Consider the following 20,795-nt stretch of genomic DNA (forward strand, 5'->3'; position numbering starts at 1 on the left):
CTTGGCATTCCGCCTTGGCATTCCGCCCTCCCTGCAAGCCGGACCGCTTGGGCAACCTGTACCGCTGCATAGCGGGTGCGAGGCCGCGCGGCCGGTCACATTCCCGCGGCAAGCTTGCGTTTCCAGATGCGCGGGCCCGACAGCCGCCGGGCTAAAGCGGCCCCAGCCGGCGTTCTTCTGAAAGCATGACATTGGCCTCGACCTGGCCCACGCCGGGCAGGGTCATGATGCGGCGGCGCAGGATGCGCTCGAAATCGGCGATATCGCGGGCATGGATGCGCAGGCGGTAGTCGAACTGCCCCAGCACATGCTGCACCACCTGCACCTCGGGGATCGCCGTCACTGCGCGCTCGAAATCCTCCAGGCTGACGCGGCCCTTGGCGGCCAGCCGGATGCCCAGGAACACGGTGACGCCGAAGCCCAGGGCGGGCTTGTCCACCACCACCCGGCGCCCGGCGACCACCCCCGCCTCGGTCAGCCGGCGGATGCGCCGCCAGGCCGCGGGCTGGGTCAGGCCCAGGGTCCGGCCGATCTCGGCCGCGCCGCGCGTCGCATCCTCGGCCAGAAGCCGCAGGATCGCCAGATCCGTCGCATCGGGGTGAAAACTCACAGCGGCAGCTCCTGCACGTCCTTGATGGTCGAGACCAGCATCAGCGCATCGCTGTCGGCCACATGCGGCAGGGTCAGGATGCTTTCGCGATAGAGCTGCTGCCAATGCGCCATGTCGCGGGCGATCACCGACAGCCGCAGATCGACCGAGCCCAGGAAGGTCTGGATCTCGGTCACTTCGGGCACGCGCCGGGCGGCGGCGATGAACTCGTCGAAGGCGCGGGGATGGGTCTTGTCCAGGGTAAAGCGCAGGCTGACCTGCACCTCGTAGCCAAGCCTGCGCCAGTCGATGCGGGCTTCGGTGGCGCAGATCACCCCCGCCTGGCGCAGCCGTTCCAGCCGGCGCCACAGGCTGGCCGGCGTGACCCCTGCCCGCTCGGCCAGCTCGGCGTTCGCGATGTCGGGATCGGCCAGAAGCTGGCGCAGGATGCGGCGGTCGGTCGCGTCGGGCATGAATTTTTCACCTTTATGGCATTCTTGGCATGATTGTCGCCAAAACTCCAGCATATCCGCGAAGATTGCACAGAACTGCCATCGGAACGCTGCTAGAACCCTCGCATCGAAACGAGGGAGATCCCGATGCGTGTCTATTACGATCGCGACTGCGATGTGAACCTGATCAAGGACAAGAAGATCGCCATGCTGGGCTATGGCAGCCAAGGCCATGCCCATGCGCTGAACCTGCGCGATTCCGGCGCCAAGAACCTGGTCGTCGCCCTGCGCGAGGGTTCCGCCTCGGCCAAGAAGGCCGAAGCCGAGGGGCTGAAGGTCATGGGCATCGCCGAGGCCGCCGCCTGGGCCGACCTGATCATGTTCACCATGCCCGACGAGCTGCAGGCCGAGACCTATCGCAAATACGTGCATGACAACCTGCGCGAAGGCGCGGCCATCGCCTTTGCCCACGGGCTGAACGTGCATTTCGGCCTGATCGAGCCCAAGCCCGGCGTGGACGTGATCATGATGGCGCCCAAGGGCCCCGGCCACACCGTGCGCGGCGAATATGTCAAGGGCGGCGGCGTGCCCTGCCTGGTCGCCGTGCATCAGGACGCCACCGGCAAGGCCATGGACATCGGCCTGAGCTATTGCTCGGCCATCGGCGGCGGCCGCTCGGGCATCATCGAGACGAACTTCCGCCAGGAATGCGAAACCGACCTGTTCGGCGAGCAGGCGGTGCTGTGCGGCGGCCTGGTCGAGCTGATCCGCATGGGCTTCGAAACCCTGGTCGAGGCCGGCTACGAGCCGGAAATGGCCTATTTCGAATGCCTGCACGAAGTGAAGCTGATCGTGGACCTGATCTACGAGGGCGGCATCGCCAACATGAACTATTCGATCTCGAACACCGCGGAATATGGCGAATACGTCTCGGGCCCGCGCGTGCTGCCCTATGAAGAGACCAAGGCGCGGATGAAGGCGGTGCTGACCGACATCCAGACCGGCAAGTTCGTGCGCGACTTCATGCAGGAGAACGCCGTGGGCCAGCCCTTCTTCAAGGCGACCCGCCGCATCAACGACGAACACCAGATCGAGAAGGTCGGCGAGAAGCTGCGCGGCATGATGCCCTGGATCTCCAAGGGCAAGATGGTGGACAAGGAGCGCAACTGAGCGCGATGCCATGGAAAGCCCCGCCCCGGCGGGGCTTTTCCATTTCGCGGGCGCAGAGGCGCGCGGCGGGAGCCGGCATATCGCGTCGGGCGAGCTTTCCCGATCGCGGAGGCCGCAGGCCACGCCGCCCTTGGCCGGGCATGTGCTAGCCCGGCAGGCCGGGCGTTTTCAGGGCAAGGAACATGCGGATCATCGACAGGCAGGCCGTGCGGGTCATTCTGCTGACGCCCGAGGACCGGGTGCTGCTGATGCGGGTCGATTACGGCGGCGGCGACTGGTGGATCACCCCCGGCGGCGGCACCGAGCCGGGCGAGACGCCGGAACAGACCCTGCGCCGCGAATTGGCCGAGGAGCTGGGCTTGGCCCTGCCCGCCCTGGGCCCGCTGGTCTGGCGGCGCCGCGTGACCATGACGCTGCACCGGCAGCGCTGGCGGCAGTCCGAGGACTATTTCCTGGTCGAGACCCCCGGCTTCACCCCGGCGATCCAGGACGCGCCCGAAGCCGCCACCATCCGCGAATTCCGCTGGTGGAGCCTGGCCGAGATGCGCCACACCTCCCAGCGCCTGGCCCCGGCCGGACTGGCGCGCATCGTGCTGGACTATCGCGAAAGCGGGCCGCCCGGCAGCCCGCCCGAGATAGAAATCATCGAGGATTGATCGCTAAGCAGCGAAAACATTGTCGAAAAACGCCAGTTCCAGCGTGACGGCGCGGCGGAAGAAGTCCCGCGCCTGCTCTGCGGCCTCGGGGCCCGCCCGGTCGAATTCGTCGCGCAGGAAGCCGACGAAATCGCGGAAGAAGGGATTGTCGTGCAGCGTGATCCATTCGGCATGGACGAAATTCGCCGGCAGCGGCTGGGTCGCGCGCATGGCCCAGTCGAGATAGAGCCCCTCGGCCACGTTCAGCACCGCCAGAACGGCGGGATAGGCGCGCGTCTCGGCCGCCTCGCGCATCAGCGCCTGGAAACCCGCGGTAGGGGCGCTGTCGGGAATGGCGGCGCGGTCCGCCTCGCCTACGCCAAGCGTGGCAAAGGCGCGCAGGAAATAGTCGTTCTCCTCGCCCGAGACCATGCCGGCGAAGCGGCCGAAGCGCAGCCGCGATTCGAAACGGTCGGCCGAGGCGATGGCGGCGCCCAGAAGCGTCAGGAAGGCGTCGAGGAAACGGTGGTCCTGCACCAGGTAGCGCGCCATCGCCGCATCCGCGATGCTGCCGTCGCAAACTTCGCGCACGAAGCGGTGGCCGACGGCGGCGGACCATTCCGTCGCGCATTCCCGGCGCAGGGTCTCAAAGAAACTTTCGGTCATCATGCCCTCATGGCTTGGGGGCGAGACCGTCGGTGCGGCGGCCTCGCGGTGAGGCCGGCAAAAGGCAGGTGCGTCATTCCCATTCCTCCGCCGGCATGATCCGGGTCAGGTTCAAAGGGTCACCGCGCCGCCCGTTGCAGGTCGCACCGGGCCAGCGGTTTCTCAGCCCCTTGCCGGGGCTCCCCTTGGTGGCGCCAAGGTTAGCGCGGATGGCCGCGGCTGTCACGCGCCGCCCACAGGATCGTGAGCCGGGAAATCCGGGAGCGGCCGGGCCCGAGGCGGCATTCCGTCTTGCAGCCGGGGGCCAGATGTTATCTCGTTGCGACAGGGCGGGCGCGCGAGCCGCCCGCAGTCAGGACCGGGAACCATGACGACAGGCGAAATGCCGAAACCCACGACCAAGACCGAGCCGAACCCCGCCGCCGCCGCCCTGCAGCAAAGCCCGAAACAGGTCGGTCTGCGCCTGCACCGGCCGCCCCTGCTGACCAATATCTCGGCCGCGCGCTGGCTGCTGCTGGCCATCGTGGCGGCCTCGATCTACTTCTTCCACGGCTTCCTGGTGCCGGTGCTGGCGGCCATGGTGATCGCGCTGGCCAGCTGGCCCCTGCGCGAGCGCGCGGCCCACCAGCTGAACCTGGGCCGCACCGGCGCGGCCACGCTGCTGGTGCTGGTGCTGGTCTGCTTCCTGCTGATCCCCATCGCCATGGCGCTGATCTATGCCTTCCGCGAGCTGCGCGACTGGATCAACTGGGCGATCGTGGTCAACAGCTCGGGCGCGCCGACGCCGGGCTGGATGGTCGAGCTGCCGCAGGTCGGCGACTGGCTGGACGAGAACTGGCAGACCTATGTCGGCCGCCCCGGCGGCATCAGCGAGATCGTGCAGCTGGTCAGCGGCTCGAACATCGGCGCGATCTATCGCGGTGCGGTGACGGCGGGCACGCTGGCCTTCCATCTGGCGCTGACGCTGCTGTTCATGCTGATCACGCTGTTCGTGCTTTACCGCGACGGCGACAGGATCGTGGCGCAGATCGACCAGGTCGGCCGCCGCATCCTGCCCGACCGCTGGAGCCGGCTGTCGCGCGTGGTGCCCGCCACCATCAGCTCGACCGTGACCGGCATGACGCTGATCGCCATCGGCGAAGGGGTGATCCTGGGCATCGCCTATTGGCTGGCCGGCGTGCCCTCGCCGGTGACATTCGGCGTCATCACCGGCTTCATGGCGCTGATCCCCGGCGGCGCGCCGCTGTCCTTCACCCTGGTCTCGGCCTATCTGGTGGCCAGCGGCACGCCCTTTGCCGGGGCGGCGCTGTTCATCTGGGGCACCTGCGAGCTGTTCGTGGTGGACAAGACCATCCGCCCGGTCCTGGTCGGCGGTCCGGTCAAGCTGCCCTTCCTGCCGACCTTTTTCGGGTTGATCGGCGGGGTCAAGACCATGGGCATCGTCGGGCTGTTCGTCGGTCCGGTGCTGATGGCGCTGCTGGTCTCGATCTGGCGGGAATGGCAGCGCGAACTGTCGGAAGAGGAACAGCGGCAGGACAGCAAGCTCATCGGCCTGGAATGACCGCCGGCCCCCGGCATGAAAAAGGCGGGACGCAAGCCGCGTCCCGCCTTTCCATTTGCGCTGTTCGTCCCGCGGATCAGTCGGCCGGGGCCGGCGTCGGGGCGGGCGGCACCACCGGCTCTTCCTGCGGCGGGCTGGCCAGCGATTCCGGCAGCGGCGTCAGCGTCACCCCGGCGCTGGAGCCCAGGGGCTGGCCGGTGCGGTCGGTTTCGGCCGGCGCCGGGGTCTCGCCCGGTTGCAGCGCGCCTTCGGTCTGCGGCTCCTCCTCCGACTCGGGCTCGGTGGCGGCGGGCGGCGGCACCGGCACCGGATTGGCCCGGTCCGCGCCGTCATTGCGCAGGTAGTCGAAGAACTCGCCCTGGGGCTGGATCACCAGCGAGCTGTTCTCGCCCTTCAGCGCCCGCTCATAGGAGGTCATCGAGCGGGTGAAGGCAAAGAACTCGGGATCGCGGCCGAAAGCGTCGGCATAGATGGCGTTGCGGCGGGCATCCGCCTCGCCGCGCACCACCTCGGCCCGCTTGCGCGCTTCCGAGGTCAGCTCGACCACGGTGCGGTCGGCGGCGGCGCGGACGCGCTGCGCGGCCTCGCCACCGCGGGCGATCTCGTCGGCGGCTTCGCGCTCGCGCTCGGCGCGCATCCGGGCATAGGTCGCGGTCAGGTTCTGCTCGGGCAGGTCGGTGCGGGTCAGGCGCACGTCGATGACGCGGATGCCCAGGTCGCGGGCGTCGTCGCGGGCCAGGTCGCGGATGCGGTTCATCAGCGGCGTGCGGTCGTCCGACAGCACCGTGGTCGAGGGCACCGAGCCCAGCACCTGCCGGATCGCATTGGTCACGATCGGCTCAAGCCGGCGCTGCGCGAATTCGATGCCGCCCGAGCCCACCGCGCGGCGGAACTGCACCACGTCGGTGATCTGCCAGCGCGCGAAGGCATCGACCACCAGGCGGCGGTCGTCCAGCGGCGTGACCTCCATCGGCGGGGTCGGCAGGCCCAGGATGCGGGCATCATATTTCACCACGTTGTCGAGGAAGGGCACCTTGATGCCCAGGCCCGGCTCCTCGCGCACCTCGACCACCTCGCCGAAGCGCAGGACAAGCGCCTTTTCGCGCACGTCGACGATATAGAGCGCGGCGATGACCAGGACCGCCACCACGACCAGGAAGGGCAGCGCCAGAAGCGAGATTGCACGGTTCATCACTGGTTCCCCCCGCCGGTATTGGTGTTGCCGGAGCCCGAGGCCCCGCTGCGCAGCTGATCCAGCGGCAGATAGGGCACCACGCCCTGCCCGGCCTCGCCATCGAGGATGACCTTGTTCACCCCGCCCAGAACCTTCTCCATGGTTTCCAGATACATCCGGCGGCGCGTGACCTCCGGCGCCTTGACATATTCGTCATAGACCGAGTTGAAGCGCGCGGCCTCGCCCTCGGCGTTGTTCACCGCCTCGGCGCGATAGGCCTCGGCGCGTTCGATCACGGCGGCGGCCTCGCCTCGGGCGCTGGCCAGCACGCGGTTGGCATAGGCGTCGGCCTCTTTCTCCAGCCGGTCGCGTTCCTGCTGGGCGGCCTGCACCTCGCGGAAGCTGTCGATCACCTCGCGCGGCGGGTCGGCGCGGTCCAGGTTGACGCGCAGCACGTTGATCCCGGCCTCGTAGTCGTTCAGCGTGTTCTGCACCGCCAGCTTCAGGTCGTCGGCGATGGCGCCGCGGTCGCGGTTCAGGATCGGCGCCAGTTCCGAACGCGCCACGATGTCGCGCATGGCGGATTCCGAGACGGCGCGGATGGTGTCGTCGGGATCGGCCAGGTTGAACAGGAATTTCTCGGGGTCCGAGATGTTCCAGACCACCTGATAGGCCATGTCCACGATGTTCTGGTCGCGGGTCAGCATCAGCCCCGAATCCATCGGCCCGGCGCGGCCGGTGCCGATCTCCGTGGTCCGCTCGCCCGAGACCTGCACCACCTCGGCGGTGACGACGGGCCAGGGCGCGAAGTTCAGGCCCGGCTCGCCGGTGCCCACGGGCTTGCCGAACAGCAGCTCGACCGCGCGTTCCTCGGGCTTGACGGTGTAGAAGCTGGAAAAGGCCCAGACCGCCAGCACGGCCAGCGCCGCGATGCCCCAGGTGCCGCGGCTCATCTGGAATTGCGGGCCCTGCGGCCGGCGCGGGCCGCCGCCGCGGTTGCCACCGCCGCCGCCCTTGCCGCCCATCAGCACCCGCAGCCGGTCCTGGCCCTTGCGCACCAGTTCCTCGATCTCGGGGATCTGGTCGCCGCGGCGCGGACCCTGCGGCCGGTCGTCCCTGCCGCCGCCCGGACTGCCCCAGGGGGGCTGGCCGCCCCCTTGCGGCGGCTGCTTGCCGCCCTTGCCGTCATCTCCGCCGCCGCCCCAGGGGCCTTGTCCTGCCATACCTCTCGTGCCTCGCTTGATGTCTGTCTGGTTGAAACTGGTGCCTTCGGCCGGAAAATCAAGCCGATGCGGCGGGTTTGTCCATTTTTGCCGCCCCCACGCGGCGCGAAGGCTTGCGCATGGTCACAAGCTCTTCCGCCAGCGTCGGATGCACGGCGATGGCGGCGTCGAAATCGGCCTTGGTCGCGCCCATGCCCAGCGGAATCGCGATCATCTGGATCATCTCGCCCGCCTCGGGGCCGAAGATGTGGCAGCCCAGCACCTTGTCGGTCTCGCCGTCTACCACCAGCTTCATCACCGCCCGCGCATCCGAGCCGGCGAAAAGCGAGCGCATGGGCCTGAAGCTGGCGACATAGATGTCGGCGGGACCGCAGGCCTCGGCCTCTTCCTCGGTCAGGCCGATGGTCGCCACCTCATGCGGGCGGGTATAGACGGCGCTGGCCACCAGCCGGTGGTCGACCTTGCGCGGCCGGGCGCCGAAGACCGTGTCGGCAAAGCTGTGCCCTTCGCGGATCGCGACCGGGGTCAGGTTCACCCGGTCGGTCACGTCGCCCACGGCATAGATCGACGGCACCGAGCTTTGCGACCATTCGTCCACCGCGATCTCGCCCCTGCGGCCCAGCCGGACGCCGGCCTCCTCGAGCCCCAGCCCCTTGGTATAGGGCGCGCGGCCGGTGGCGAACATCACCGCGTCGAAGATCTCGCTGCCGCCGTCCTCGAAGGTGACGCGGACGCCCGCCCCCTCGCGGTCCAGCCGCGCCGGGTTGGTGCCCAGCCGCACGTCGACGCCGATGGCGCGCAGCTGCTCGGTGGCATGGCGGCGCATCTCGGCGTCGAAGCCGCGCAGCACCGCATCGCCGCGATAGGCCAGCACGGTGGCGCTGCCCAGGCCCTGCAGGATGGTGGCGAATTCGCAGGCGATGAAGCCGCCGCCCACCACCAGCACCCGGCCCGGCAGCCTGTCGAGCGTGAACAGGTCGTCCGAGATCAGCCCCAGTTCCTTGCCCGGAATGTCGGGGCGCTGCGGCCGGCCGCCGACCGCGATCAGGATATGCTTGGCGCTCAGGCGCTGGCCGTCGGCCAGCTCGACCGTATGCGCGTCGTGCAGCCGGGCGCGCTGCATGTGGACCTCGACCCCGGCATTCACCAGCCCCGAGGTATAGGCGCCCTCGAGCCGGTCGAGTTCGCGCAGGAGCTTGCCGTGGAACTCGGCCCAGTCGAAGCGGCCCTCGCCCGCGCCCTGCCAGCCGTAGCCGCGCGATTCGGCCGCCGCGGCGCCGGCTTGCGAGGCGAAGATCATCAGCTTCTTGGGGACGCAGCCGCGGATGACGCAGGTGCCGCCCATGCGGCTTTCCTCGGCCAGGCCGACGCGGGCGCCGTATTCGCTGGCCGCGATCCGCGCCGCGCGCACCCCGCCCGAGCCGCCGCCGATGACGAAAAGGTCGTAGTCGAATTTCATGCCATGTCCTCGCGCCGCAACTCCACCACCGACCCGTCCGGGCAGCCGATGATCGCCAGCTCGCAGATATTCAGGAACAGCCCGTGTTCAACCACCCCGGCGATCGCGGACAGCTCGGCCGCCAGCGCCTCGGCATCGGGGATCGATTCCAGCGCCAGGTCCAGCACCAGGTTGCCCTCGTCGGTGCGCAGGGGCGCATCGGCCCGCTTGCGCAGCAGGATCGGGCGCTGGGTCAGCTCCAGCCGGTCCAGCGCGCGCTGGATCAGCGTCCTGGTCGCCTGCCAGCCAAAGGGAATCACCTCGACCGGCAGGTGAAAGGCGCCCAGCCGGTCCACCACCTTGCCCTGGTCGGCGATGACCACCATGCGGTCCGAGGCGGTGGCGACGATCTTTTCGCGCAGATGCGCCGCGCCGCCGCCCTTGATCAGGTTCAGGTCCGGGTCCACCTCGTCGGCGCCGTCGATGGTCAGGTCCAGCCAGCCGATGGCGTCCAGGTCCTCGACCGTCAGCCCCAGCGCGGTCGCCAGCTCCGCCGTCGCCTTCGAGGTCGCGGCGCAGCGCAGCGCAAAGCCTTCCTCCTGCACCCGCTGCGCCAGGCGGCGCACGAAGATCGCCGCGGTCGAGCCGGTCCCCAGCCCCAGCCGCATCCCCGGCTCGACCAGCGCCACCGCGGCGCGGGCGGCGGCATCCTTGGAAAGATCGGTGACGGCGGGATCGGTCATGACGGGAATCCTTGGCTGAATGGCAGGCGGCACATGGCCGTCCTTATAAGCACAAGCCGCGCCATGGGCCACTACCGGCTGCGTCTTTTGGCCGCGACGAAACGCCTGACCGGCGGCGATTGCCTCGGGGCGGCGGCTGACCTACATCTGGCGGCCATGACGATACCCGCCACATATGCCGCCATCATCACCGCCGCGGGCCGCGGCACCCGCGCAGGCGAGGGCCTGCCCAAGCAATGGCGCGGCCTGGCCGGGCAAAGCGTGCTCGAGCGCAGCATCGCCGCCTTTTCCGGCTTCCCGCGCATCGTGGTGACGCTCGCGCCCGAGGACATGGCGCGCGGCCTCGCCGAGCTTGCCGGCCCGGTGGTGCTGGTCGCCGGCGGCGCGACGCGCAGCGACAGCGTGCGCGCGGCGCTGGAAAGCCTGGAAGGCAGCGGCGTGACCCATGTGCTGATCCATGACGGCGCCCGCCCGCTGGTGTCGCCCGGCGTGATCGACGGCGTGGTCGCGGCGCTTGCCGCCGGCGCGCCCGCCGCCGCCCCCGCCCTGCCCGTCACCGATGCGCTGTGGCGGGCCGCGGANCCAGCCGCGAGGGGCTGTTTCGCGCCCAGACCCCGCAGGGCTTTGCGCTGGACGCCATCCTGGCCGCGCATCGCGCCCATCCCGAGGGCGCGGCGGACGACGTGGAGCTGGCGATCCGCGCCGGCCTGCCCGTCACCGTGACGCCGGGGGACGAGGACAACCTGAAACTGACCTGGCCCGAGGATTTCGCGCGGGCCGAGCGTATCCTGGGGGACGCGATGGACATCCGGCTTGGCAATGGTTTCGACGTGCATGCCTTCACCACAGGCGACCATGTCTGGCTGTGCGGGGTGAAGATCCCGCATGACAAGGCGCTGCTGGGCCATTCCGACGCCGACGTGGGGATGCACGCGCTGACCGACGCGATCTATGGCGCCTTGGCGCAGGGCGACATCGGCCGGCATTTCCCGCCCTCGGACCCGCAATGGAAGGGCGCGGAAAGCCATATCTTCCTGCGCCATGCCGCGATGCTGGCGCGGCAGATGGGCTATGAGATCTCGAACGCCGACGTGACGCTGATCTGCGAGCGGCCCAAGGTCGGGCCCCATGCCGGCGCCATGGCGCTGCGGCTGTCCGAGATCGTCGGGGTCGAGCCCGACCGGGTCAGCGTCAAGGCCACCACCTCGGAACGGCTGGGCTTCACCGGGCGCGAGGAAGGCATCGCCGCCATTGCCACCGTCACTTTGGTCAAGGGGTAATCATGGACAAGTTGATCGCGACATTCTTCGGCATCGGCCACCTGCGGCCGGCGCCCGGCACCTGGGGCTCGGCCGCCGCGGTGGTGCTGGGGGTCGCGGCCTATGAATGGCTGCACCCGATGCTGGTGCCGGCGGGTTTCGTGCTGGCGACCGTGCTGGGCTTCTGGGCGGTGCCGCGCGTACTGGCGCAAAGCGCCGACGGCGACCCGTCCTGGGTCGTCATCGACGAGGTGGCGGGGCAATGGCTGGCCATGAGCTTCACCGTGATCCCGCTGGCGCAGAAGGGTGTCTCGATCCTGGCGGCCTGGCCGGGCTTCGTCGCGCCATTCCTGCTGTTTCGGCTGTTCGACATCTGGAAACCCTGGCTGGTCGGGCGCGCGGACCGGCGCGGCGGCACGCTGGGCGTGATGGCGGACGACCTGTGGGCGGGGCTGTTCGCCGGCGTGGTCTCGGTCATCCTGGCCGGGCTTTACCATGCCGTGCTGGAGCCGATGCTGTGACCGACCCGGCCGAAGTCCTGGACCTGGCGCGCAGGCGCGGGGTGATGATCGCCACCGCCGAAAGCTGCACCGGCGGGCTGATCGCCGGGCGGCTGACCGACGTGCCGGGCTCGTCGGACGCGGTGGACCGGGGCTTTGTCACCTATTCCAACGCCGCCAAGGTCGAGATGCTGGGCATCCACCCCGAGACGCTGGAGGCCCACGGCGCGGTCAGCGAGGAAATCGCGGCCGAGATGGCCTCGGGCGCGCTGGCCCGTTCGCAGGCCGGCGTCGCTGTCGCCGTCACCGGCATCGCCGGCCCCGGCGGGTCCGAGCACAAGCCCGAGGGCCGGGTCTGCTTCGGCATCGCCGATGCCGGCGGCGTCAGCACCGAGACGGTGGATTTCGGCCCCCGCGGCCGCGCCGCGGTGCGCGCCGCCACCGTGGACCACGCGCTGGCTTTGCTGAAGGCCGCGCTGACCTAGGGGCGCGGCAATGCGGGGGCGAATGCCGGACGGTACACCCACACAGCAAGATCAGGTCGCGCCCGCCGGGCTGCCCAAGGCCAAGGCGACGCCACCCCCCGCCGGGCGGCGTCAGGCCAGGGCCTGCAAGGCGCCGGTCACGTCCTCGAGCCGCGTGTCCCAGCCGCAGACCAGCCGGACGCCGACCGGCTCGTCTTCCCCGGCCTTCTGGCTGTGCGGCCAGAGGTGATAGCAAAGGCCGCCGGCGCAGGCGCGGCGATGCAGATCGGCCGGGATGGTGGCAAAGACCGCATTCGATTCGACGCGCTGGTCGATGCGCACGCCGGGCAGCCGCGCCAGACCCAGCGCCAGCTCATGCGCCATGGCATTGGCGTGGCGCGCCAGTTGCAGCCACAGGTCGCCCTCGAGCCAGGCCAGCACCTGCGCCGCCAGATAGCGATGCTTCGAGACCAGCGCCCCGGCCCGCTTGCGGCGGAACTCGAACTCCTCGGATTTCGCGGGGTCGAAGATCAGCACCGCCTCGACCCCCATGCAGCCGTCCTTGGTGCCGCCCAGCGACAGGATGTCCACGCCCGCCCGCCAGGTCAGGTCGGCCGGCGCCACGTCCAGCCCGGCCAGCGCATTGGCAAAGCGCGCCCCGTCCATATGCAGCCCCAGCCCGGCATCGCGGGCGACGGCGGCAAGGGCATCGACCTCGTCCGGGGTGTAGACCGTGCCCCATTCGGTCGCGTTGGTCAGGGTCAGCGCGGCGTTCCGCCCGGCATGGACCGAATCGCGGCCATGGACCACCAGCGCTTCGGCCAGCGCCTCGGGGGTGATCTTGCCGCCGGCGCCGGGCACCGGGACAAGCTTGGCGCCGCCGGTCATGAACTCGGGCGCGCCGGTCTCGCTGGTCTGCACATGGGCGTCGGCATGGCAGAAGACCTTGCCCCAGCCCGGCGCCAGCAGCGACACGGACAGCGCATTGGCCGCGGTGCCCGAGGCCACGAAATGCACCGCCGCCTCGGGCGCGTCGAACAGTTCGCGCAGGCGGTCCTGGGCGGCGCGGGTGATGCTGTCCTGGCCGTAGGAGGGCACATGGCCCTCGTTCGCGGCGGCAAGCGCGGCCATGATGCGGGGATGCACGCCGCCCGCATTGTCCGAGGCGAAATTCATGAAAGATCCTCGATGATATGCTCGTCCCAGTCGTCCTCGGTCACGGAAAGCTCGCTGACGGTCCAGCCGCGCACCGAGGCGCCGGCGCGATGCACCGATTCGCGATCGCCCGAGATCAGATAGTGCCAGTCGTAAAGCGGCTTGCCCTCGGCGCGCAACCTGTAGGCGCAGGTCGAGGGCAGCCACCAGGCGATCTCCTTGAGCTTTTTGGGCGTCAGGACGACGCAATCGGGAACGAAATCATGGCGGTTGGCATAGCTGGAACATTGGCAGGTCTCGCCGTCCAGCAGCCGGCAGGCGACGCGGGTAAAGGCCAGCTCGCCCGTATCCTCATATTCGATCTTGTTGAGGCAGCACTTGCCGCAGCCGTCGCAAAGCGCCTCCCATTCCTCCTTGTCGAGGCGCGCCAGCGGCAGTTCCCAGAACCGTTCGCGCATCAGCGGGTCGCCAGGATCTCGCGCGCCTGGGCACTGTCGCGGTCCATCTGCGCGACCAGCGCGTCGAGCGTGTCGAACTTGGCCTCGGGGCGCAGATATTCGACCAGGGCGACCGACAGGTGCTGGCCATAGAGGTCGGCGGCGAAATCGAAGACATGCACTTCCAGGTTGGGCCGGTTCTCGCCGAACATCGGCCGCACGCCAAGGCTGGCCACGCCCTTGTAGCTGCCGCGGTCCGGCCCGGTCAGCACGTCGACCAGCACGGCATAGATGCCGAGCGCCGGCAGGTGCAGCCCCTCGACCGCCATGTTCGCGGTCGGATAGCCCAGGTCGCGGCCGCGCTTGTCGCCATGCAGCACTTCGCCGTCGATGCGGTGCCAATGGCCCAGCATGCGCTCGACGTCGCGGGTGCGGCCCTCGGTCAGCGCCTGGCGGATCGCGGTCGAGCTGTATTGCACCGCGCCATCGCCGATCAGCGGTGCCACGGTGACGCCGAAGCCCATCTCGCGGCCCAGCCGGGCCAGGGTCTGCGCATCGCCCGACCGCTTGCGGCCGAAGCAGAAGTCGGAGCCGACGGTGACATGGCGCACGCCCAGCCCCTCGACCAGCACCTCGCGCGCGAAGGCCTCGGGCGCAAGCCCGGCCAGCACCGCGTCGAAGGGCAGTTGGTAAAGATGGTCCACCCCCAGCCGCGCCAGCCGGTTCGCCCGCGATTCCACGTTCATCAGCCGGAAAGGCGGCGCGTCTGGGGCGAAGAACTCGCGCGGATGCGGCTCGAAGGTGATGACGCCGAGCGCCGCGTCGCAGGCGGCGCGCGCCGCGTCGATCACCGAGCGATGGCCCAGGTGGACGCCGTCGAAATTGCCCATGGCGACGGTGGCCCCGCGGGCATCGAGCGGCAGAGCTTTCCAGTCGTGATGGATGCGCAATCGGGCCCCCGGTGGGCCGGCGGCCGGCCCTGTCAGTCGAATTTGCGGCTTGGCGCCAGAACGACCGCCTCGCCTTTCAGGACGACCGTATCGCCGACGAGGCAGCGGGTTGCAAGGGTCACGCGGCGCTTTGCGTGGTCGATCGCCTCGACCGTGACCTCGGCGCGCACCATGTCGCCGGGCCGGACGGGGGCCATGAATTTCAATGTCTGGCCCAGGTAGACCGTGCCATGGCCGGGCAGCTGCTCGCCGATCACGGCCGAGATCAGCCCGGCGGTCAGCATGCCATGGGCGATGCGCCCCTCGAAGATGGTGTCCTGCGCATAGGCCTCGTCCAGATGCACCGGATTACGGTCGGTCGAGACCTGGGCGAACATCTCGATATCCTCGTCGGTCACTACCTTCTGCAGGTAGCGCATCATCCCGACCTCGAGATCCTCGATGACGATCGTGCCGCGCGGAAGGTTGTCCAGCATCATTCAATGCTCCCGATGAGTGGCTTCATGCTGCATAGCAGCAAAAGCATGGGCGCGCAACAAAATAACACGGGCACCATCCGAAAGGACGGATTGTTACCGAACCGTTCAGCGCAGCCGGCCGATGGCATAGGCCGGGTTCTGCGACCGCAGCGCCAGCCATTCCCCAAGCTGGGCCGGGTCGGGGTTTTCCACATCCGCGCCGAACTGGTCGAAGGCAAGGCCGCCGGTGATGAACAGCGCGTCCAGCCCCTCGCCCGTCGCGCCGGCGATATCAGTGGCGATGCCGTCGCCGATGGCCAGGATGCGGGCATCCTCGCCCAGCCCCAGCCGGCGGCGGGCAAGGTCATAGATCGGCGGATGCGGCTTGCCGAAATACAGCGAGGTGCCGCCCAGATCCTCGTAAAGCTCGGCCAGGGCGCCGGCGCAGTAAAGCCGCTTCTCGCCCAGGTCCACCACCACGTCCGGGTTGGCGCAAAGCAGCTTGAGCCCGCGTTCGCGCGCCAGCATCAGCCGGGCGCGGTAATCCTCGGGCACCTCGACCAGGTCGTCGAAAAGCCCGCAGCAGACGATGCCCTCGGCCTCGTCCAGCGCGACGCGGGAAATGGCCGGGGCATCGCGCCATTCCTCGGGGATGTCGGTGAAGAAGCCCTCGTCCTTGGGCTGGGCGATGGCCCAGACCCGGCGGCCGACGGCGCCGGCGAACATCGCGTCCTGCGCCGCATCGCCCGAGCTGACGATGGCGTCCCAGGCGTCGCGCGGCACGCCCATGGCGTCCAGCTGCGCCGCCACATAGCGGCGCGGGCGCGGCGCATTGGTCAGCAGCACCACCCGCCCGCCGCCGGCGCGAAAGCCCTGCAAGGCGGCGACCGCGGCCGGGAAGGCCGCGACGCCATTGTGCAGGCAGCCCCAGAGATCGCAGAACAGGACGTCGTAATTCGGTGCGATCTCGTCAAGCGAGCGGATGATCTGCGTCATGGAACTGCCCTTCGGTCAGACGGCCAGGGCCGGGATGATCTGCTTCTTGCGCGACATGACGCCGGGCAGCACCACGCTGTCGCCCGAAACCGTGGCGTTGAAGCTTTTCTCGGCGACCTGACGGACGAAATCGTTCGGCACCAGCAAGGTCGCTTCCTCGTTCAGGATGTCGACGATGAACAGCAGCACCTCGTCGGCGCCATCGGCGGCCGCAACGGCGGGCATGGCGGCCATCAGCGCCGCCTTGCGGTCCAGCAGCACCTGCGGCGCGGTCGTCTCCAGCACCGAGACGCGCAGCTGCTTGCCGCCCAGCTCGTATTCCTTGCTGTCCATACGCAGCAGGGCTTCCTCGGTAAAGGCCGACACGTCCGACTTGGCCGCGAACATCTCGGCCGCGTATTCGGGGATCGAGACGCCCAGATCCTTTGCCAGCTTCTCGGCCACGAAACGGTCGTGGGGCGTGGTGGTCGGGCTGCGGAACTCCAGCGTGTCCGACAGGATGCAGGTCAGCATCGCGCCCTTGATGGCGCGGGGCGCGCGGGCCAGATCCTCGTCGCCGATCAGGTCGTGCATGATCGTCGCGGTGCAGGCCAGCGGGCGGATGGTGATGTTGATCGGCAGGCGCGTGCGGATGCCGCCGGCCAGCAGGTGGTGGTCGATGATCTCGATCACATCGGCCTCGGCCAGCGAATCGGGCAGCTCGGCGGGGTTGTTGGTGTCCACCACCACGCATTGCTCGCCCGGCGCCACGTCGGCGATGATCTGGGGCTGGTCGAGGCCCCATTTCGCCAGCATCCAGGCGGCCTCGGTGTTCGGCTCGCCCTGAAGCACGGCCTGCGCGGGGGTCTTGCGCACCTCGGACAGATACCAGGCCCAGATGATGGGCGAGCCGGTCGAATCGGTGTCGGGGGCCTTGTGGCCGAAAACCTTGATCATGGGGATCCCCTGAAGCTTGGGCGGAAAATTCGCCGGGGTTATAGGGGCGCGGCCCGGCAATGTCTATCAACCCGGCGAGACGGCCGCATTCACCGCCAGCGCCAGCAGCACGGTGTTGTAGAAGAACGAGAAGGCCGAATGGAACAGCGTCACCCGCCGCATCCGCGTGCTCAGCGCCGTCACGTCCGCGGTCTGCGCCGCCATGCCCAGCGTGAAGCTGTAATAGAGGAAATCCCAGATCCCCGCATCCGCGTCCGGGGCCAGGCCCGGAAAGCCCAGGCCCCGCGCCTCGGTCCCGTCCGGGCCGGGCGCATACCACAGGCTGGCATAGTGGAAGGCCATGACGGTATGGATCATCGCCCAGCCCAGCGGCACCGAGGCCAGCGCCAGCACCGGGCGCAGCGCGATCCCGGCATGGGGGTCGCGGATCGTCAGCAGGATGGCGGCCAGGCTGATCGCCACCGCGCCGACGGCCAGCGGCACGATCAGGATCATCCCCTCGTCGTCGCGGTCGGCCTGGCCGCGCAGATCCTGCGCGCTGATGCCCCGCATCAGAAGCCCGGTCAGCAGCAGGTAGCCGGTGCAGAACAGCACGGAAAAGACCAGCAGCCGGTCCACCGGCTGCATGCGGTAAAGCGCCAGCCCCGCGGCAAGGCCAAGCGCAAAGCTCAGCAGGAAGCGCAGGTGCCTGCGCAGGTCTTGCAGCATCAGACCGGGGTCTGCTGGTGCTGCAGGATGCGCCAGTCGCCGGCGCGGCGGATCCAGGTCGTGGTGCAGAGCGCGCGATAGGTCTCGGCCCCGGCGCGGCGCGCGGTGGCGCGATAGGCCAGCACGCAAACCTCGTCGGTCTCGATGCTGGCGCGGTCGGCCATGGTCACTTCCTGCCAGCGCGGGGCGGATTGCAGCGCGGCGATCACCGCGGCGCGGTTCATGATGCCCCTGGGCTGAAAGGCCATCAGGCAGGAGCCGTCAAGCTTGCGCGCCGCCTCGGCCACCCCGGCCAGCCAGAATTCGCGTTCCTCGCGCCAAAGCTCATCCGCCATCGCCCGTCCCCTCCTCCAGCATGATCGGGCTGATGCTCCAGCCCCTTTCCTCCAGCAGCCGCAGCACGCCATGCTCTCCCGGCAGGTGCAGCGCGCCAAAGCCGATCACCACGCCCTTGCCCTGCCCGGCCGCCTCGGCCGCCGCCTGCTCAATCGGTTCGATCCAGCTTTCGTTCCGCCGGTCCATCAGCTTTTCCTGCGCCAGCCGCATCTGCTCGTCGACCGCGGCCCGGCTCAGGCCGGAATGGTCATAGGCGTCGAAACGGCCGAACTCCCAGATCAGCCAGCTGTCGCCGGCGAAATAGGTATCGGCCAGCGTCACCGCGTAATCGTCGGCATATTCGGCGGCGGGCATGGCGGCGCGGATCATGTCCTCTTCTTCCCTGGGGGTCATGTCCGCGAACAGGGTCAGGACCGTGTCCCAGGGCTCCAGCGCGCGAACCGGCACCCCGGCGGCCTGGGCGCGTTCCACCAGCAGGTGATCGAGCCCGCCGGGATCGCCCCTTTCCTCGATCAGCCGCATCATGCAGGGCGAGACCCCCAGCATGACCGCCACATACCAGGGCCGCAGCCGGCTGGCGATCACCGCCGGCAGGCCCCGCGCCTCCAGCGCGGCCGCAAGCGATTTCCACTCGGCATCGGTGAAGCGCTCGGGCAGGGTCGGCCCCTCGGGGTCGACCAGCAGGGACGGGTCCGCGGCCATGGCCTGGGTCAGCCGCGCCTCTTCCTCGGGGCCGGCCTCGACCATCAGCAGGGCGGCTTCGTCGAGCTCGGGGCCGAAGCGGTCCATGGCGAGGCCGTGGCGCGGATCGGCGAAGTGATAGGTGCCCAGCAGCGTCACCCGCCGCTCGCCCTTTTCGGCCCGCCAGAACAGGCCCTGGCGATAGGGCACGCCCTCGGCGGCCGCGTGCAGTTCGGCCAGCCGCGCGGGCGGCATGCGCTCGAACAGGTTCTGGCCCACGCAATCCTGCGCCGCCGCCGGCAAGGCCAGGGTCGCGGCGGCGAAAAGGGCGGTCAGGATCGGCTTGAGGCGCATGGGATCGGTTCCGGCATCGAGGATGGCGGCAGCATGGCACGGGCGCGCGCAGGGCGCCAGCCTAGCGCGGCAGGGGCAGCTCCTGCGGCGGGGGCGCCCCGGCCGCGACGGCGCGCCAGATGCGCTCGACCTGCGCGGCCTTGGCGGCCCAGGTGAAATCGCGCATGACGCGGGCCTGCCCCGCCGCCGCCATCGCGGGCAGCACCGCCGGATCGGCGGCGATGGCCTCCAGCCGCGCCCGCAGCCCCGCCACCAGATCGGCGCGGCGGCCCATCGGAATGCGGAAACCCGTCGCGTCGTCGACCAGCTCGCCCGGTCCCGCGTAATCGGCGATCACCGGCACCACGCCAAGCGCCATCGCCTCCAGCACCACGCCGCCGCCGAACTCGCGCACCGAGGGGAACACCAGAAGCTGCGCCTGCGCCGCGACGCCCTGCACCTCGGCATGCGGCAGCCAGCCGTGGAAACGCACTGCCTGCCCCACCGCTTCGCGCGCGACCAGGTCGCGCAGCGCCTCGGCCTGCGGGCCGTCGCCGACGATGTCCAGCACCATCCGGCCGTCGCGCAGCAAGGGCAGCGCCGCCTCGATCGCCATGTCGGCGCCCTTGTAGGGCACCAGCCGGCCGATGAAGCAGCCGCGCAGCGGCAATGTGCCGGGCTGCGGCGCGGTCAGGCTGAAGCGCGAGGGCTCGATGGCGTTTTCCGGCAGCCAGACGGTCTTGGCCCGGTAGCGCGCCGGGATCTCGCCCAGCGTGTGCAGCGAGCCGCAGAGGATGGCCGAGGCATGGCGCAGCATCGCGCCGCGGCCCGGCAGCGCCTTGTAGGCGCCGCGGACATAGGACAGCCATTCCCTTTCCCGCCGCCGCTCGCTGTCGAACCCCCTGGGCCAGGGCACGCCGCCGTTCAGCGGCCCCAGGACGAAGGGCACGCCCGCGCGGGCGCAAAGCGGCGCGATGCGGCTGTTCGCCGTCGGCGTCAGCGGCGTCACCCGATGCACGACATCGTATTGCCCGGCGCGGATCGCCGGGCCGAAGGCGCGCCAGACCAGCCGCTCGAAATAGCCGTAGCCCAGGGTCGAGACCGCGGTCTTCATCGTCCAGCCCACGCCCTTGCCCATGCTCAGCCGCTCGGCCAGCCGCCACATCGGCGCGGCCAGCTTTTCGCTGTCGATGGCGGTGAAATCGCGCCCCTCGACCAGGCCGGCGCGCAGGATCGCCTCGCGGTTGCGGACCTGGGTGACGATATGCACATCGGCCACCCCGCGCAGCGCATGGGCCAGCGACCAGCCGACCAGCGGCACCGAGACCCATTCCGGGTTCGCCGCCTCGGCGATGACAAGGGCCTTCAGACGCCGTTCCACCATAAGCTCCGCCCCCGCTGCTTTCCCTTCGGCCTAGCCGCGCCGCGGAAAGCCCGTCAAGCGGATTTCATGGCCGATTTCGCGATTGCAGACCGTTGACAGGCCGCGGGCAGGCGCCTAGATGGTTCGCCATTGGCACTCACCCGATCCGAGTGCCAACAGCTGCAACACTGCAACCTGAAACACCGGAGTGTTCTACAATGGCTTTCAAACCGCTGCACGACCGCGTTCTGGTCCGTCGCGTCCAGTCGGACGAGAAAACCAAGGGCGGGCTGATCATCCCCGACAGCGCCAAGGAAAAACCCGCCGAGGGCGAGATCATCGCCGTGGGCGAAGGCGCGCGCAAGGATTCGGGCGAGCTGATCGCGCCCGCGGTCAAGCCCGGCGACCGGGTGCTGTTCGGCAAATGGTCGGGCACCGAGGTCTCGGTCGATGGCGAAGAACTGCTGATCATGAAGGAAAGCGACATCCTGGGCATCATCGCCTGATCGTCCCCTTCCGATAACCCATTCAAGGAGCAGAACAGATGGCTGCGAAAGAAGTTAAGTTC

The 20,795-nt window shown here is 69.4% G+C and carries 23 protein-coding genes, 1 pseudogene and 1 riboswitch; of the genes and pseudogenes, 7 read left to right on the forward strand and 17 right to left on the reverse strand.

What is annotated here, in order from left to right; translation table 11 throughout:
• Positions 1–151 precede the first annotated feature (151 nt).
• Together FE811_RS20245 and FE811_RS20250 are read right to left on the reverse strand one after the other, a co-directional pair.
• Positions 152–610 (reverse strand): Lrp/AsnC family transcriptional regulator, encoded by a 459-nt coding sequence (locus FE811_RS20245; protein ID WP_116222770.1) that lies wholly within the window; start codon positions 608–610, stop codon positions 152–154.
• Positions 607–1,062: an Lrp/AsnC family transcriptional regulator gene (locus tag FE811_RS20250; RefSeq protein ID WP_116222769.1), complete on the reverse strand. Its 456-nt coding sequence runs from the start codon at positions 1,060–1,062 to the stop codon at positions 607–609. The genes FE811_RS20245 and FE811_RS20250 overlap by 4 nt, the downstream gene beginning before the upstream one ends.
• A 126-nt stretch (positions 1,063–1,188) precedes the next feature.
• On the opposite strand from FE811_RS20250, the gene ilvC reads away from it, so the two are divergent.
• Together ilvC and FE811_RS20260 are read left to right on the forward strand one after the other, a co-directional pair.
• Positions 1,189–2,211 (forward strand): ketol-acid reductoisomerase, encoded by a 1,023-nt coding sequence (gene ilvC, locus FE811_RS20255; protein WP_036758482.1) that lies wholly within the window; start codon positions 1,189–1,191, stop codon positions 2,209–2,211.
• Positions 2,212–2,393: 182 nt separating this feature from the next.
• A complete protein-coding gene (locus FE811_RS20260) occupies positions 2,394–2,867 on the forward strand; it encodes an NUDIX hydrolase (protein ID WP_116222768.1) in 474 nt (157 codons plus the stop codon).
• Positions 2,868–2,870: 3 nt separating this feature from the next.
• Here FE811_RS20260 and FE811_RS20265 read toward each other — a convergent pair whose 3' ends face one another.
• Positions 2,871–3,512, reverse strand: a complete 642-nt coding sequence (locus tag FE811_RS20265; protein ID WP_116222864.1) for a TenA family protein — start codon at positions 3,510–3,512, stop codon at positions 2,871–2,873.
• 65 nt (positions 3,513–3,577) lie between these two features.
• Positions 3,578–3,708, reverse strand: a riboswitch (TPP riboswitch).
• Between the two features lie 171 nt (positions 3,709–3,879).
• Between FE811_RS20265 and FE811_RS20270 the strand changes: the two genes are divergently transcribed.
• Positions 3,880–5,073 (forward strand): AI-2E family transporter, encoded by a 1,194-nt coding sequence (locus FE811_RS20270; protein ID WP_116222767.1) that lies wholly within the window; start codon positions 3,880–3,882, stop codon positions 5,071–5,073.
• A 76-nt stretch (positions 5,074–5,149) separates the two neighbouring features.
• Here the strand turns inward: FE811_RS20270 and hflC are convergent, their stop codons facing one another.
• The 4 genes from hflC to rpiA are packed head-to-tail and all read right to left on the reverse strand — an operon-like array spanning position 5,150 to position 9,660.
• Positions 5,150–6,265 carry a protease modulator HflC gene (gene hflC, locus FE811_RS20275; RefSeq protein ID WP_116222766.1) on the reverse strand — a complete coding sequence of 372 codons (1,116 nt, stop codon included), beginning with the start codon at positions 6,263–6,265 and terminating at the stop codon, positions 5,150–5,152.
• Positions 6,265–7,470 carry an FtsH protease activity modulator HflK gene (hflK, locus tag FE811_RS20280; protein ID WP_036758471.1) on the reverse strand — a complete coding sequence of 402 codons (1,206 nt, stop codon included), beginning with the start codon at positions 7,468–7,470 and terminating at the stop codon, positions 6,265–6,267. The genes hflC and hflK overlap by 1 nt, the downstream gene beginning before the upstream one ends.
• A gap of 58 nt (positions 7,471–7,528) precedes the next feature.
• Positions 7,529–8,929 (reverse strand): glutathione-disulfide reductase, encoded by a 1,401-nt coding sequence (gene gorA, locus FE811_RS20285; protein ID WP_116222765.1) that lies wholly within the window; start codon positions 8,927–8,929, stop codon positions 7,529–7,531.
• Positions 8,926–9,660 carry a ribose-5-phosphate isomerase RpiA gene (gene rpiA, locus FE811_RS20290; RefSeq protein WP_370362688.1) on the reverse strand — a complete coding sequence of 245 codons (735 nt, stop codon included), beginning with the start codon at positions 9,658–9,660 and terminating at the stop codon, positions 8,926–8,928. Before rpiA ends, gorA begins: the two co-directional genes overlap by 4 nt.
• Before the next feature lie 147 nt (positions 9,661–9,807).
• Between rpiA and FE811_RS28360 the strand changes: the two are divergent.
• The 3 genes and pseudogenes from FE811_RS28360 (at position 9,808) to FE811_RS20305 (ending at position 11,895) form a co-directional block, all read left to right on the forward strand.
• Positions 9,808–10,931 (forward strand): annotated as a pseudogene (locus FE811_RS28360) (bifunctional 2-C-methyl-D-erythritol 4-phosphate cytidylyltransferase/2-C-methyl-D-erythritol 2,4-cyclodiphosphate synthase).
• Positions 10,932–10,933: 2 nt separating this feature from the next.
• A complete protein-coding gene (locus FE811_RS20300; protein ID WP_036758463.1) occupies positions 10,934–11,431 on the forward strand; it encodes a phosphatidylglycerophosphatase A in 498 nt (165 codons plus the stop codon).
• The gene (locus FE811_RS20305) at positions 11,428–11,895 is read left to right on the forward strand and encodes a CinA family protein (protein WP_116222764.1); all 468 of its coding nucleotides are present in this window, start codon (positions 11,428–11,430) and stop codon (positions 11,893–11,895) included. The genes FE811_RS20300 and FE811_RS20305 overlap by 4 nt, the downstream gene beginning before the upstream one ends.
• 111 nt (positions 11,896–12,006) lie before the next feature.
• On the opposite strand, the gene FE811_RS20310 is transcribed toward FE811_RS20305, so the two are convergent.
• From FE811_RS20310 to FE811_RS20355, 10 genes are all read right to left on the reverse strand, one after another.
• The gene (locus FE811_RS20310) at positions 12,007–13,050 is read right to left on the reverse strand and encodes a low specificity L-threonine aldolase (RefSeq protein ID WP_116222763.1); all 1,044 of its coding nucleotides are present in this window, start codon (positions 13,048–13,050) and stop codon (positions 12,007–12,009) included.
• Positions 13,047–13,487 (reverse strand): YcgN family cysteine cluster protein, encoded by a 441-nt coding sequence (locus tag FE811_RS20315; protein WP_036758454.1) that lies wholly within the window; start codon positions 13,485–13,487, stop codon positions 13,047–13,049. Before FE811_RS20315 ends, FE811_RS20310 begins: the two co-directional genes overlap by 4 nt.
• Positions 13,487–14,416 carry a bifunctional riboflavin kinase/FAD synthetase gene (locus FE811_RS20320; RefSeq protein ID WP_116222762.1) on the reverse strand — a complete coding sequence of 310 codons (930 nt, stop codon included), beginning with the start codon at positions 14,414–14,416 and terminating at the stop codon, positions 13,487–13,489. Before FE811_RS20320 ends, FE811_RS20315 begins: the two co-directional genes overlap by 1 nt.
• A gap of 32 nt (positions 14,417–14,448) precedes the next feature.
• Positions 14,449–14,892, reverse strand: coding sequence for a MaoC family dehydratase (locus tag FE811_RS20325; RefSeq protein WP_036758533.1), 444 nt, complete (start codon positions 14,890–14,892; stop codon positions 14,449–14,451).
• Positions 14,893–15,000: 108 nt separating this feature from the next.
• Positions 15,001–15,870 carry a TIGR01459 family HAD-type hydrolase gene (locus tag FE811_RS20330; RefSeq protein WP_116222761.1) on the reverse strand — a complete coding sequence of 290 codons (870 nt, stop codon included), beginning with the start codon at positions 15,868–15,870 and terminating at the stop codon, positions 15,001–15,003.
• Positions 15,871–15,885: 15 nt separating this feature from the next.
• Positions 15,886–16,806: a manganese-dependent inorganic pyrophosphatase gene (locus FE811_RS20335; protein WP_036758444.1), complete on the reverse strand. Its 921-nt coding sequence runs from the start codon at positions 16,804–16,806 to the stop codon at positions 15,886–15,888.
• A gap of 66 nt (positions 16,807–16,872) precedes the next feature.
• Positions 16,873–17,514 (reverse strand): DUF1345 domain-containing protein, encoded by a 642-nt coding sequence (locus FE811_RS20340; RefSeq protein WP_116222760.1) that lies wholly within the window; start codon positions 17,512–17,514, stop codon positions 16,873–16,875.
• The gene (locus FE811_RS20345) at positions 17,514–17,849 is read right to left on the reverse strand and encodes a DUF4440 domain-containing protein (RefSeq protein ID WP_036758438.1); all 336 of its coding nucleotides are present in this window, start codon (positions 17,847–17,849) and stop codon (positions 17,514–17,516) included. The genes FE811_RS20340 and FE811_RS20345 overlap by 1 nt, the downstream gene beginning before the upstream one ends.
• Positions 17,839–18,885: a TraB/GumN family protein gene (locus tag FE811_RS20350; RefSeq protein ID WP_116222759.1), complete on the reverse strand. Its 1,047-nt coding sequence runs from the start codon at positions 18,883–18,885 to the stop codon at positions 17,839–17,841. The genes FE811_RS20345 and FE811_RS20350 overlap by 11 nt, the downstream gene beginning before the upstream one ends.
• 61 nt (positions 18,886–18,946) lie before the next feature.
• Entirely contained in the window at positions 18,947–20,248 is a 1,302-nt protein-coding gene (locus FE811_RS20355; protein WP_072463616.1) for a glycosyltransferase family 4 protein, read from the reverse strand.
• A gap of 197 nt (positions 20,249–20,445) precedes the next feature.
• Here FE811_RS20355 and FE811_RS20360 point away from each other — a divergent pair, with 197 nt between their 5' ends.
• On the forward strand, positions 20,446–20,733 hold the full coding sequence (locus FE811_RS20360) for a co-chaperone GroES (protein ID WP_116222758.1): 288 nt from the start codon (positions 20,446–20,448) through the stop codon (positions 20,731–20,733).
• Positions 20,734–20,795 lie beyond the last annotated feature (62 nt).

This window comes from Paracoccus sp. FO-3, from assembly GCF_006386455.1.
GTDB lineage: Bacteria > Pseudomonadota > Alphaproteobacteria > Rhodobacterales > Rhodobacteraceae > Paracoccus > Paracoccus versutus.

What these genes read in the sequence shown, in the direction of transcription:
- FE811_RS20250 (WP_116222769.1), bottom strand. Translation starts at nt 1,062, where the DNA reads ATGCCCGACGCGACCGACCGCCGCATCCTGCGCCAGCTTCTGGCCGAT.
- ilvC (WP_036758482.1), top strand. Translation starts at nt 1,189, where the DNA reads ATGCGTGTCTATTACGATCGCGACTGCGATGTGAACCTGATCAAGGAC.
- FE811_RS20260 (WP_116222768.1), top strand. Translation starts at nt 2,394, where the DNA reads ATGCGGATCATCGACAGGCAGGCCGTGCGGGTCATTCTGCTGACGCCC.
- FE811_RS20265 (WP_116222864.1), bottom strand. Translation starts at nt 3,512, where the DNA reads ATGACCGAAAGTTTCTTTGAGACCCTGCGCCGGGAATGCGCGACGGAA.
- FE811_RS20270 (WP_116222767.1), top strand. Translation starts at nt 3,880, where the DNA reads ATGACGACAGGCGAAATGCCGAAACCCACGACCAAGACCGAGCCGAAC.
- hflC (WP_116222766.1), bottom strand. Translation starts at nt 6,265, where the DNA reads ATGAACCGTGCAATCTCGCTTCTGGCGCTGCCCTTCCTGGTCGTGGTG.
- hflK (WP_036758471.1), bottom strand. Translation starts at nt 7,470, where the DNA reads ATGGCAGGACAAGGCCCCTGGGGCGGCGGCGGAGATGACGGCAAGGGC.
- gorA (WP_116222765.1), bottom strand. Translation starts at nt 8,929, where the DNA reads ATGAAATTCGACTACGACCTTTTCGTCATCGGCGGCGGCTCGGGCGGG.
- FE811_RS20300 (WP_036758463.1), top strand. Translation starts at nt 10,934, where the DNA reads ATGGACAAGTTGATCGCGACATTCTTCGGCATCGGCCACCTGCGGCCG.
- FE811_RS20310 (WP_116222763.1), bottom strand. Translation starts at nt 13,050, where the DNA reads ATGAATTTCGCCTCGGACAATGCGGGCGGCGTGCATCCCCGCATCATG.
- FE811_RS20315 (WP_036758454.1), bottom strand. Translation starts at nt 13,487, where the DNA reads ATGCGCGAACGGTTCTGGGAACTGCCGCTGGCGCGCCTCGACAAGGAG.
- FE811_RS20325 (WP_036758533.1), bottom strand. Translation starts at nt 14,892, where the DNA reads ATGCTGGACAACCTTCCGCGCGGCACGATCGTCATCGAGGATCTCGAG.
- FE811_RS20330 (WP_116222761.1), bottom strand. Translation starts at nt 15,870, where the DNA reads ATGACGCAGATCATCCGCTCGCTTGACGAGATCGCACCGAATTACGAC.
- FE811_RS20335 (WP_036758444.1), bottom strand. Translation starts at nt 16,806, where the DNA reads ATGATCAAGGTTTTCGGCCACAAGGCCCCCGACACCGATTCGACCGGC.
- FE811_RS20340 (WP_116222760.1), bottom strand. Translation starts at nt 17,514, where the DNA reads ATGCTGCAAGACCTGCGCAGGCACCTGCGCTTCCTGCTGAGCTTTGCG.
- FE811_RS20345 (WP_036758438.1), bottom strand. Translation starts at nt 17,849, where the DNA reads ATGGCGGATGAGCTTTGGCGCGAGGAACGCGAATTCTGGCTGGCCGGG.
- FE811_RS20350 (WP_116222759.1), bottom strand. Translation starts at nt 18,885, where the DNA reads ATGCGCCTCAAGCCGATCCTGACCGCCCTTTTCGCCGCCGCGACCCTG.
- FE811_RS20355 (WP_072463616.1), bottom strand. Translation starts at nt 20,248, where the DNA reads ATGGTGGAACGGCGTCTGAAGGCCCTTGTCATCGCCGAGGCGGCGAAC.
- FE811_RS20360 (WP_116222758.1), top strand. Translation starts at nt 20,446, where the DNA reads ATGGCTTTCAAACCGCTGCACGACCGCGTTCTGGTCCGTCGCGTCCAG.